Genomic DNA, 11333 nt, shown 5'->3' on the forward strand with positions numbered 1-11333 from the left:
CAGGCCCTTCTGTTCATTTCTCCGCCCCCGAAGGACGGACATCCCGGGCGAGGAGCGGCACGCCCGGCCCTGCTACTCACCCTCGACCCGCATGGTGCTCGCGACACCGTGCACGGTATCCAGTCTGCGCAATGCCTCGACCGTTGCGCCGAGCGCCGCGTCCGACGCCCGGTGCGTGACCACGACGAGCTTCGCCTCGCCGTCCTTGCCGGTCTGCCGGACCGTGTCGATCGACACCCCGTGATCGGCGAACACCATCGCGCACTGCGCCAGCACACCCGGCTTGTCCGCGACGTCCAGGCTGATGTGGTAGCGGGTGACCACCTCGCCCATCGGGCTCACCGGCAGCCGCGCGTACGCCGACTCCCCCGGGCCGAGCCCGCCGCCCCGCTTGTTGCGGCAGGCGGCCACCAGGTCGCCGAGCACCGCCGACGCGGTCGGCACACCGCCCGCGCCCGGACCGTAGAACATCAGCCGGCCGGCCGCCTCCGCCTCCACGAACACCGCGTTGTACGCCTCGCGCACGCCGGCCAGCGGGTGACTGAGCGGGATCATCGCCGGGTGCACGCGGGCGGTCACGGAACGTCCGTCCTCGGCCCGTTCGCAAATGGCCAGCAGCTTCACCGTGCAGCCCATCTGCCGCGCGCCCGCCACGTCGGCCGCGGTGATCTCCGTGATGCCCTCGCGGTGCACGTCGTCCAGGCCCACCCGGCTGTGGAACGCGATCCCGGCCAGGATCGCCGCCTTGGCCGCCGCGTCGAAGCCCTCCACGTCCGCCGTCGGATCGGCCTCGGCGTAGCCGAGCGCCGACGCCTCCTGAAGCGCTTCGCCATACCCGGCGCCGGTCGACTCCATGCGGTCGAGGATGAAGTTGGTCGTGCCGTTGACGATGCCGAGCACGCGGTTCACCTTGTCGCCCGCGAGCGACTCGCGCAGCGGACGCAGCAGCGGGATCGCCCCGGCCACGGACGCCTCGAAGTACAGGTCGGCCGCATGTTTCTCCGCCGCCGCGTGCAGCGCGGGCCCCTCCTGGGCCAGCAGCGCCTTGTTCGCCGTGACGACGCTCGCGCCGTGCTCGAACGCCGAGTTGATCAGCGTGCGGGCCGGCTCGATGCCGCCGATCAGCTCCAGGACGACGTCGATGTCGCCGCGCGCCACCAGGCCCGCCGCGTCCGTCGTCACCAGCTCGGGCGGCACGCCCTCGCGGTCCTTCCCCAGGCGGCGCACGGCCACCCCGGCCAGCTCGACCGGCGCCCCGATGCGGGCGGCGAGGTCGTCCGCGTGCGTCGTCATCAGGCGGGCCACCTGCGAGCCGACCACTCCGCAGCCGAGCAGCGCCACCTTCAGCGGACGAGTGCGCACCATTCGACCTCGCCTTTCCGTTCTCGTGAACCCTCAGTCTCACGCACCGGCGGGGAAACCCCCGCCCGGCGTTCAGTATGCGGACGAGCCGCTGCCCGCCCACCTACACCTACATCCTCACTGCCAGCCGACGTCCAGGGCGAGCAGGTCCTCCTCGGTCTCCCGCCGCACGATCTCCCGCGCCGCGCCTTCCGTCACCGCGACCACGGGCGGGCGCGGCGTGTGGTTGTAATTGCTCGCCATCGACCGGCAGTAGGCCCCCGTGGCGGGCACGGCCAGCAGGTCGCCGGGCCGCACGTCGGCCGGCAGATACGCGTCGCGGACGACGATGTCCCCGCTCTCGCAGTGCTTGCCGACCACACGGGCCAGCATCGGCGGCTCGTGGGAGACCCGCGAGGCGAGCACGACCGAGTATTCCGCGTCGTACAGCGCCGTGCGAATGTTGTCCGACATGCCGCCGTCGACGCTGACGTACGTGCGCAGCCCTTGGAGCGGCTTGACCGTCCCCACCTCGTACAGCGTGAACGCGCTCGGGCCGACGATCGCCCGCCCCGGCTCCACCGACAGGCGCGGCACCGCGAGCCCGGCCGCCTCGCACTCCTTCGTCACCATCTCGCCCAGCGCCTTGCCGATCTCGTGCGGCTCGCGCGGATCGTCCTGGGGCGTGTACGCGATACCGAGACCGCCGCCGAGGTCGATCTCCGGCAACTCGACCCCGTGCTCGTCCCGCACCGCGCTCAGCAGCCCGACGACGCGCCGCGCCGAGACCTCGAAGCCGGCCATGTCGAAGATCTGCGAGCCGATGTGGCTGTGCAGGCCGACCAGTTCCAGACTCGGCCGCGCCAGCACCCGGCGCACCGCCTCCGCGGCCGTGCCGTCCGCGAGCCCGAGCCCGAACTTCTGGTCCTCGTGCGCGGTGGCGATGAACTCGTGGGTGTGCGCCTCGACCCCCACCGTGACCCGGATCTGCACCCGCTGCCGCGCGCCGTGGCGCTCCGCGGCCCAGGCGACCCGTTCGATCTCCTCGAACGAATCCAGCACGATCCGCCCCACACCCGCCTCGACGGCCCGCCGGATCTCGGCCGCCGACTTGTTGTTGCCGTGCAGTGCGATACGTTCCGCGGGCATCCCGCCCGCCAGCGCCGTCGCCAGCTCACCGCCCGAGCAGACGTCGACGTTCAGCCCTTCCTCGCACAACCAGCGCACAACGGCGCGCGAGAGAAAGGCCTTTCCGGCGTAGAACACGTCGGCATCCGGTCCGAACGCCTCCCGCCAGGCGCGGCAGCGCGCGCGGAAGTCGGACTCGTCCAGCACGTACGCCGGCGTGCCGAACGACTCGGCGAGCGCCGCGGCGCTCACGCCCGCGACCCGGACGACGCCGTCGTCCCCCCGCGTGACGGAACGGGCCCAGACGCGCGGGTCCAGCGCGTTGAGATCGGTGGGCGGCGCGGCGTAGTGCCCCTCGGGCAACACGTCGGCGTGACGGGGCCCGGCGGGGTGGGCGGAACGGCTCATGTCGGAAGTCCTCTATCTGTTCACACGTGGTCGGGCGCACTGATGCCCAGCCGGAGCAGGCCGCCGGCCAGCACCGCTCCGGCGGCCTGGGCGAGAGCCAGCCGGGCGCGGTGGGCGGCCCCGGGTTTCTCGTCCCCGACGGGCAGCGCCGACCTGACCCGTTCGGTCTCGAGGAAGGCGTCGGCGACGCGCACCAGACGCCCCGCGGACCACACCTGCTCCCCCAGCGCGGCGAGCAACGCCCGCTCCTGCGCCGTCTCCAGCGCCGCGGCGCCCGGCTCCGGCGGCACGCCGAGCGCCCGCGCCCCCCGCTCCAGCGCGCGGCTGCGGGCGTGCGCGTACCTGACCCGGAACAGCGGATTCTCGTCGCGCTGCACGAGCAGCGCGCCCCCCGCGCCGCCCGCGGCGGCCCACCGTTCGGCATCGCGCGCCGGGTCCTCGGGCAGCGCGGCCGGCCGGGGGCGGGCGAGCAGCTCGCGCAGCAGCTCGGCGTCGGCCCCCTCGGCCAGCCTGATGTTGAGGAACCCGCCCCCGACGACCTCGACGTCCCGCACCCCCGCCTGCACCACCAGCCGCTCGCGCAGCCGCGCGGCGGCCTCGGCCCCCGTCATCCCGGCCGGCCCGGCCAGCCGCATGGCGATCCCGGTCCCCCACTCCCGCACCCCCCGCGGCCGCAGCCCGGCGCGCTCGGGCACGTCGGCGAAGCCGAGCTCGCGCGCGGAGCGGAGCACGGCCTGGGAGAGCCGGTCAGGAGTCACGGAGCAAGCGTACGAGAGGCCGGGCGCCGTTCCGCCAGCCGTTTTACCTGCCGGACGGACCCCGCCCGCCGCCCCTCGTCGCACAACCTGCGCACGACGCCGACCAGCTCGGCCGGCTCGAACGGCTTGGCCAGCAGCGCGTCGATCCCCGCCGGCGCCTCGGCCCCCGCACTGGCGGACACCAGCACCAGCGGAATATCCGCGGTCCGCGGGTCCACCCGCAGCCGCCCGACGGTCCGCATCCCGTCCATCCGCGGCATGGCCAGGTCGAGCGTGATCACATCCGGACAGAAGCGGTGCACCGTCTCCAGACACTCGGCACCGTCGGACGCGGTCATGACCTCGAACCCGTCAAGTTCGAGGTTCACCTTGATCAACTGCCGGATGACCTGGCTGTCGTCGACGACGAGGACCCGGCCTGAAGCGCCTGGCACCCACCCAGGGTAAGCGCCTTCCCCACCCGGCGTCCGGCCTTTCCCTGAAGTTGTACCCGGGAGTAGCGCCCCCCGCACCCCCGTACGGAAAACACCGGTGCGGACCACCGCCACCAAGCTGATAGAGTCCTTCCCGTCGCCACAGAGACGACACCAGCCCCCGTAGCTCAGGGGATAGAGCAACGGCCTCCGGAGCCGTGTGCGCAGGTTCGAATCCTGCCGGGGGCACCCGTTATGAGGTGCCAACAGACCCCGTGACCAGCAGCTTTGCATGGTCCGGGGTCTTTGTGTGTGCGCAGGCGGATGCAGCGCTGAGCGACTGTTTGTCGACGCCCGTGGCGTATTCGTGGCGGGGGCGGCGGCCCGTTTCCGCAGGTCAGCCCCAAGAATGCCGAGACCCCCGGACGGAATCCGGGGGCCTGCCGTACCTGGCCGCTCACGCGCTCCTCACGCGTACTCGCGGAACAGCTTCTCGATGCGCCGGTTCGCGACCTCCTGCCGCCCGTCGAGGCACTTCGCGTAGCGCTGGAACAGCACCTCGACACTGTTCCCGGCCCGCTCCGCCACCTCTGTCGGGTCCACCCCGGCGTTCAGCCAGGTGGACAGCGCCGAGTGCCGCAGATCGTACGGGCGCCCGGCCAGCGGGGTAGCCACGTGGGCCGGCGAAAGCCCCAGTTCCCGGGCCTCATGCCAGACGCGGTAGTAGGTGCAGGAAGCGACGAGCCCACCACGTTCGTTGAAGAACAACCGGCCGTCGTCCGCCGTTCCGTAGGTGTCCACGTGGTCCCGCAGGATCGTGACGAGCCGGGGCGGAATCGGTACCGGCCGCGTCTCCCTCTCCGGCCGGTTCTTCAGCCCTCTGTCGTCGTGCACCTCCCCTGTGCCCGTCCACTGCTTCCCTGCCGGGGGCCGCGTGCGGTGCAGCAGCACCCGGCCCCACTCCCTTTCCGGCAAGGTGCAGTCCCCGATCGCCAGCCCGACGGCCTCCGCCGGACGGAACGCGCCGTAGTACATGGCAGCGAACATTCCCATCAGGTGGCGCCCACGGGAGCGGCGCGTCTTGCCGACATACGATGCCGCACACAGCAGCGATTCCGCCTGAACAGGATTGGCCACGACCCGCGGATCAACGGTCTTGACCACCTTCGGTTTCTGCCAGCGTGCCGCCGCAACCGGGTTGTCCTCGAACTCTCCCAGGTCGACGGCGTACTTCAGCGCATTCACCAGGGTGTTCTTCTTGCGTCGAACAGTCTCGGCGGCGGCAGGAGTCCCGTCGAGTTTCAGCTTCAGCGCGTCGAGGACGGCAAGCATCTCGGGAGGCTTGGCCAGGTCGGCCAAAGGCCGCGATGCCTTACTGACCCAGCGCAGCGTGTTGCCAATCTCCGGCGGAACCTCACGATCGCCGGGGCCGGGAAGCACAAAAGCCCAGTTCCGCAACGCCACTCTCAACAGGCTGCCCGCCGGTCGGCCCGGCAGGTCATTGAGAAAGGCCACGGTCACTGCTGTCAGCGCTTCGTTCATGCCGTCCCTGGTGTTGGGCGCGGCATGGGGCCACTTCATCGCGAGGTACTTCAACGCGAAGTCGTACCAGCTCAGGGAGGGAGCCTTCTCGATCATGGAGTCCGGCAGCCCGGATTCGGTGTCGAACTCCTCGCCCTCACGCATCGCGCGGATGAGCTTGGCCCGAAAGGCGTCGGCCAGCGCTTTCGTCCGGAACGTGCGAGGGAACGTGTTCCCGCCCACCTTCCAGCGGACCTGATACGACGCCTTCTTACTGCGTGTGTCATGCCGAATGCTCCACACCCGGACGTCAGTACTCTTCATGCCGATGCCTCCCCGCGCTTGCGGAGCCAGGCGATGAAGTCGCTCCGCCAGACCCGCAGCTCCCCGTTGGGGAGCTTGAGCGCGTCCGGCCCGATGCCCAGTTCGCGCCAGCGATAGAACGTGCGCCGGGAGACGCCGCCGAGTTCGGTGAGGACTTCGCGGACGGTCATCAGCTCATCCCGCGCCATGGCCGTCACCGCCCCTCACGGACGCGGCGACGAGGGCCGCCTCCGGGGAGTAGCCACGCCCCGCGTACCGCCAGGTGCCGACCGAGACCGTGTCCCGGTCGCCGAGCCCGAGCGCCGCGTACTGCTGCGCCGCACGGTGTTCCGCACGGGCGTTCCGCAGGGCCGTGAGCGTGGTGGAGTACCGGTGTGACTTGGTGGTGAAGTGGCCCCGGTAGCCCAGCATGTGAGCCCAGCGGCGCAGGCCCAGCGACTCGAAGCCGGGCAGGCCGCCCAGCCACCAGCAGGCACCCATCATCCGGAGCACGTGCGCCCGCACCGGCAAGGCCACCATGTCGGCAGCGTGATGAATCCGCCCGCCGACCGCACCCGCGACATCGGCGCCCTTGGTGGCGTACTTCGCGATGTACCCCGCCACCGCGGAGGAGGTCAGCCGCTCCCCCACACCGAACGCGGCGATGGGCCGTACATCCAGCTGAGTGCCGAAGCCGATGAGACGCGAGCCGACCACGTCAACGCCGACGGCAGGGAGCCGCACGAGGCCGACGGCCGCGCGGACCGCTTCCGCCAGGAGGCCGGTGCCGGCCCAGCCGGGCGGGGGTGCCGCCGGGCCGTCGGGTCCGTCGAGCCGGATGACCGCGTGGAAGTGAACCAGGCCGCGCCGCTGATACTCCGCCACCTTGGCGTACGAAAGCCGTGCCACGTCCGCGAATTCCGCGCGGGTCAGCCCGGCCCGCCGGGCGAGTTCCCGGCGCAATTCCAAGGTGAACCGATGCCACAGCTGACCGGCGTGCGCCTGCCAGAGCACCGCCCCCGCGTAGTCGTAGCAGCGCGGGCAGAGCGGTTCCCCGAGCCGGACATCATCCTCCGCGTGCCGGAGTCCGCAACCGACCGGCACCCCGTGCGGGCAGCGTTCCCCCGCCGGGCGGGGGCGGCAGGCCAGCCGTCTACCACCCCGTTCCCGGCGGGAGTGGACCGGGCCGAAGCCCGGGGCCGTGAGGGTGGCGAACACCCGGGGGTGCCCGCCGACCTCTTCCGCCACGTTCTTGCCACCGGCCAGTCCGGCCCGGATCAGCTGGTACGTGTCCGCCCGATACACCCGAGCACAGGCCGGGCAGACCGACGCCCGCCGGTTACCGCAGGCAACGAGCAGCAGCCCGCCCGCGTCGTCGGAGGTGAACGAACGGATCGCCTCGCCGGTGCGCACGTCCACCACGGTCGTGCCGCCGAGGAGGTGTACCGGATTGGTGCAGCCGCCGAGCCGGACGATGCCACGCCGCCAGACGTCGAAGTCCGGCCGGGCCGCGCGCTCCAGGAGAGCGGTGACCGCTTCGTTCATCACGACTCCCCGAACGCCTGCCGCATCGTCGCGGCGATCGCCTCGGGCCGGGTCTTGGCCGAGAAGCGCAAGGTCGGATCGGTCAGCCACAGGGCCGCGCCGTGCGCCGGGCAGACGCGGCGCTCCGTGGCGTCCGTCCCGACGAGGACGACCTTTTCCCGGCCCACGCAGGTGGGCCGTTCCTCGTCGCGTATCTCGCACTGGGCGGAACGCGACTTGCGCGCGCGGTTGGCGCTGTACATGGTGTGGGTGCTCCTTTCTCTGCTCACGTGGCGGATGGAGTGGGCCCTCGACCGGGTCGGGTTTGGCGACTTCGCGCCCGGTCGGGAGCCCGTTTGCTGGGCCGTCATCGGTACTCCTCGGGCGGCAGGGCGATGACGTAGTAGGTCAGCGGGCCGAACTTCCGGTAGGCGCTGAGGCAGCCTTCGCCCAGGTCTTCCAGCGGCACGCCCAGCGAGGTGGCAGCGGCTTCGGCACCGGTGCGGCGCGCTTCGGGGTTGTCGGACTTGACGATGAGGGTCAGGCTCGCGCGAGGGGGCACCAGCACGGCCGGGGTGTCGGCCAGGAAGTCGGCCAGCTCCCGCAGTCCGGCGATGAACGCCTCTCGGTCGCCGGTGTTGATCACGTAGTCGGACATGGCGATCTCCTTTCTTCGGGCGTTGGGTGGGTCAGAACTGGAGTTGCGCGAGGATCGCGCCAGTCGCGTCCAGGGCGCCCTGGATCAGCGGCGCGGCAGCGGTCTGAGCGAGCAGGAAGCCGAAGATCGTGCAGAGTCCGGCCTCGAATCCCCGCAGGTAGCGGATGCGGACGAGGAACAGGATCAGCAGCCCGAGCAACAGCACGGCCGAGGTGGTGACGAGCACGGCGGATCTCCCTTCTCACGCGTCGCGGTCGAGTCGTTCGATGTGCACGGCCGCGGCGTCGTCAGAGCCGCTGTCGGCCAGTTCGGGCAGGTAGGGAGTCAGGTGGGCATACTCGGCGGCCACCCCCTCGGCGACCGTTTCCGGGACGAGGTACGACCGGGCGCGTTCCCAGCCGTCCGCCGACGCCAGGACCGCCGTTCCGGCGTCCTCCGGGGCGATGGACTGTGCGGCTTGCAGGGCGTCCGGGTTGAGGTCCCCGAGCGTCATTTCCGCCGTGCCGGAGTCGGCCACCCGGTGGCAGGCCCGTCCGCCGAGCTGTGACCGCAGGGCCGTGACCCCCTGGCCGAGGTCCGAGCCGACCCGTTGCCCCGCGACGACGAGGAACACCCCGAGCGCCGCGCCGAGTTGGGCCAGCCGGACCAGCGTCGTGGCTGCCGCTTGCGCGTCGTCCTTTTCGGCGCGGCTGGCCACGAGGAAGAGTTCGGCGATCTCGTCCACGATCACCACGACCGGGACCGGGCACTCCGCGTCCGGCAGGCCCCAGATGTTCCGCACCCGTGCGGCGCGGCACAGCGCCATACGGCCCTGAGTCAGGTCGACGAGGGCGCCGAGCAGCCGGACAGCCTGACGCCGGTTGGTGGCCAGGGCGGACAGCCGCCGTTCGTAGAGCGACAGTTCCATGCCGCCCTTGCAGTCGACGCCGACCAGGGCGACCGGTTGCGGAGCCAGGCCCGCAACGAGTGCGTTGATCAGCGTGGACTTGCCGGAGCGGGTCGCGCCGACGATCAGCCAGTGCGGGATCTTCCGCAGGTCGATGACCCACTGAGCGCCCGACTCCAGCACCCCGACCGCCACCCGGAGCAGACGGTCGGCCCTGTGCCGCCGTGGCATGCGCGGCTGCCGGAGCGGGTCGGCAAACGTCGCGGCGATCCGAACGACGCCGGGCCGCCACGTCGTCACACGCACCGTGTGCATCTCCCAGTCGTGCGCCATGGCCGGGGCCGCCTTGACGAAGTCCTCCGGAACCTGGCCGGGCAGTAACCGCACCAGGAGCCAGAAGCCGCCGGCCGTCGGATGCATCCGCCCGCGTCGCGGTACACGCGGCTGGGGCGGAGCCGCGCCGTGGCCCACCAGGCCGGAGACGACCGCCAGCGCGGCTTTGCGGCTCTGCGCCAGGCCGCACGCTGCCATCAACGGCCGCCAACTGCGCGTGACCCGGAGGGCCGCCGCCGGGAAGCCGAGGCACAGCCACCAGGCCACCGGGTAGCGGCGGCGCAGGGCCGGGCCCGCGAGGAGCAGGCCCATGCCCAGCACGGCGACCACCACGAGCGCCCAGGCCATCCGGAATTCCCCGGCCGTGGGAGTGGAGGCCGGAACGGTCACCGTCAGGCCCCCTTCCCCGCCGGGGCGGTCAGGGGCTTGATCTCCGTGGCACGGAAAGCGACGCCGTGCCGTCCGTCGTTCTCCCACGGGGTGGCCACCAGGTCGCGCAGTTGGACGGGCACGCCGACCTGAACGCCCGTCGGCTCGCCGGGCACGCTCACTGTGACGACGTCCGCCGAGGTGCCGGCCATGAGGCACAGGCCGACCTGATACACGGTCTTGCCCGTCTCGCGGTCAACGCGGAGTTGACCCGTCTCCCGGTTGGCGATGCGCGGCATCGGCGCGACGGCGCAGATGACGCCCGTGAACTTCGCCGTGTCGATCGGTAGGGCTACCACTGTTGATCTCCTCTCGTTCGTTCCCGAAGCAACAGCATTCGGGATGCCTTCCACCCGTAGTACGGGCGCCGACCTAAAGAGTCCCGCCCGTAGTACGGGTTGTCAAGTGGCTTGCTATGGGGGACGCTGTACGGGCTGAACGAGAGAGCGGAGCCACGGAGGCCCACATGCCCGCGAAACGGACCACGCCCAAGTACCGGCAGATCGCCGATCACCTGCGGGAAGGCATCCTGAACGGCACCTATCCGGCCGGGCAGCCGCTCCCTTCCGAGGAATCCCTCGCGGGAGAGTTCAACGTGACCCGCCCCACAGTGCGTCAGGCAGTAGCGGAGCTACGGGCCAACGGGCTGGTAGAGGTGCTGATGGGCCGGGGCATGTTCGTGCGCTCACCCCACGGGCGCCCCAGCCTCACCCGCGCACGCACAGTCCGTCATGAACTGGACGGCCGCTTCGCCGAAGCCGACGGAATCCGTTGGGAAGACGCCGAACCACAGGTGGCCACCCGCACCGATGCACCGCTCGCACTGGCTGATCTGCTCCGCATCCCGCCGGGCGAGCCCCTGTACACGTACCAAGCCCTCCAGACGGCCGACCGTGGCCGCCTCCGCCAACTGCACAGCACCTACGTCCCGTTCTCTGTGCTGCTCGGCACGAAGTACGAGGAGCAGGCCCCGCCCCCGGCGCCCCACCTCTACGCGGCACTGACCGAGTGCGGCCATGAACTCGACTTCACCGAGTACGTCCGCACGCGAATGCCGCTCCCCGACCAGGCTCAAGCCCTGCGGCTGCCGGAGGGAGTCCCGATGCTGCACGCGCTCCGCGTGGCCCACGGCCAGGCCGGCAAGCCGGTGGCACTCGAAGAGTTCCACCTCCCGGGCGACGATCTAGAACTGATGTACCGCCTCTGACAGCGTCGGTTGGCTCAGACTTTCCTTACGTCTTCAAGGCGCCGCGCCCCTGGCGCGGCGCGCGGCAGCGGCGGCCCCGGGCCGCCGCTCATGTCTCCGCCCCGCTCCAGCCCGAGCCCGCCGGCCGCGCACCAACTCAGGCGCGAACCTGGTTGCCGTGAAGGAGGTTCGTCGTGGCTGGGGGCCGGCTCCACGGCTTTAGGCAGCCAGCTTGGGGCGAGCCTCTAAGATCGAGGCCCACATCGGGCACCAACGGGCAGGTCCACAACCTGCCCGATCCGCTGGCCAGCGTACGGGCCCCGATCTCTCGCCCCAAGCCAGCTCCCGCCCAAAGCCGCTCCACCGACCGCCGTGCATCGCAGCCACCGTGGGCAGTTGCCATATCCAAGGTGGCGCTTGGCCAGGTCGTACGCCAGTTCCTGGG

At 71.4% G+C, this 11333-nt stretch carries 13 protein-coding genes and 1 tRNA gene; 2 read left to right on the forward strand and 12 right to left on the reverse strand.

Annotated features, from left to right (window positions below; genetic code table 11):
• Window positions 1-72: 72 nt before the first annotated feature.
• From STBA_RS09480 to STBA_RS09495, 4 genes are all read right to left on the reverse strand, one after another.
• Window positions 73-1365, reverse strand: coding sequence for a homoserine dehydrogenase (locus tag STBA_RS09480; RefSeq protein ID WP_077058825.1), 1293 nt, complete (start codon window positions 1363-1365; stop codon window positions 73-75).
• A gap of 114 nt (window positions 1366-1479) precedes the next feature.
• On the reverse strand, window positions 1480-2877 hold the full coding sequence (lysA, locus tag STBA_RS09485) for a diaminopimelate decarboxylase (protein WP_077058826.1): 1398 nt from the start codon (window positions 2875-2877) through the stop codon (window positions 1480-1482).
• Window positions 2878-2897: 20 nt separating this feature from the next.
• Entirely contained in the window at window positions 2898-3635 is a 738-nt protein-coding gene (locus tag STBA_RS09490; RefSeq protein ID WP_077058827.1) for a hypothetical protein, read from the reverse strand.
• The gene (locus tag STBA_RS09495; RefSeq protein ID WP_079251822.1) at window positions 3632-4069 is read right to left on the reverse strand and encodes a response regulator; all 438 of its coding nucleotides are present in this window, start codon (window positions 4067-4069) and stop codon (window positions 3632-3634) included. The genes STBA_RS09490 and STBA_RS09495 overlap by 4 nt, the downstream gene beginning before the upstream one ends.
• Window positions 4070-4225: 156 nt before the next feature.
• On the opposite strand from STBA_RS09495, the gene STBA_RS09500 reads away from it, so the two are divergent.
• Window positions 4226-4297: transfer RNA gene (locus tag STBA_RS09500), tRNA-Arg, on the forward strand.
• Between the two features lie 219 nt (window positions 4298-4516).
• On the opposite strand, the gene STBA_RS09505 is transcribed toward STBA_RS09500, so the two are convergent.
• The 8 genes from STBA_RS09505 to STBA_RS09540 form a co-directional block, all read right to left on the reverse strand.
• The gene (locus STBA_RS09505) at window positions 4517-5893 is read right to left on the reverse strand and encodes a tyrosine-type recombinase/integrase (protein ID WP_077058828.1); all 1377 of its coding nucleotides are present in this window, start codon (window positions 5891-5893) and stop codon (window positions 4517-4519) included.
• Complete coding sequence (locus STBA_RS09510; RefSeq protein ID WP_216356022.1) at window positions 5890-6063, reverse strand: helix-turn-helix domain-containing protein; 174 nt, start codon at window positions 6061-6063, stop codon at window positions 5890-5892. Before STBA_RS09510 ends, STBA_RS09505 begins: the two co-directional genes overlap by 4 nt.
• A 4-nt stretch (window positions 6064-6067) precedes the next feature.
• Entirely contained in the window at window positions 6068-7417 is a 1350-nt protein-coding gene (locus STBA_RS09515) for a replication initiator (RefSeq protein WP_077058829.1), read from the reverse strand.
• A complete protein-coding gene (locus tag STBA_RS09520) occupies window positions 7417-7659 on the reverse strand; it encodes a hypothetical protein (RefSeq protein ID WP_077058830.1) in 243 nt (80 codons plus the stop codon). The genes STBA_RS09515 and STBA_RS09520 overlap by 1 nt, the downstream gene beginning before the upstream one ends.
• A gap of 104 nt (window positions 7660-7763) precedes the next feature.
• On the reverse strand, window positions 7764-8054 hold the full coding sequence (locus STBA_RS09525; protein ID WP_077058831.1) for a hypothetical protein: 291 nt from the start codon (window positions 8052-8054) through the stop codon (window positions 7764-7766).
• A gap of 31 nt (window positions 8055-8085) precedes the next feature.
• Window positions 8086-8280: a hypothetical protein gene (locus STBA_RS09530; protein ID WP_077058832.1), complete on the reverse strand. Its 195-nt coding sequence runs from the start codon at window positions 8278-8280 to the stop codon at window positions 8086-8088.
• A 15-nt stretch (window positions 8281-8295) separates the two neighbouring features.
• Window positions 8296-9663 carry an FtsK/SpoIIIE domain-containing protein gene (locus STBA_RS09535; protein ID WP_253194600.1) on the reverse strand — a complete coding sequence of 456 codons (1368 nt, stop codon included), beginning with the start codon at window positions 9661-9663 and terminating at the stop codon, window positions 8296-8298.
• A 2-nt stretch (window positions 9664-9665) separates the two neighbouring features.
• Window positions 9666-10001 (reverse strand): hypothetical protein, encoded by a 336-nt coding sequence (locus STBA_RS09540; RefSeq protein WP_077058834.1) that lies wholly within the window; start codon window positions 9999-10001, stop codon window positions 9666-9668.
• Between the two features lie 167 nt (window positions 10002-10168).
• On the opposite strand from STBA_RS09540, the gene STBA_RS09545 reads away from it, so the two are divergent.
• Entirely contained in the window at window positions 10169-10909 is a 741-nt protein-coding gene (locus STBA_RS09545) for a GntR family transcriptional regulator (protein WP_077058835.1), read from the forward strand.
• Window positions 10910-11333: the final 424 nt, after the last annotated feature.

This window comes from Streptomyces sp. MP131-18, assembly GCF_001984575.1.
GTDB lineage: Bacteria > Actinomycetota > Actinomycetes > Streptomycetales > Streptomycetaceae > Streptomyces > Streptomyces johnsoniae.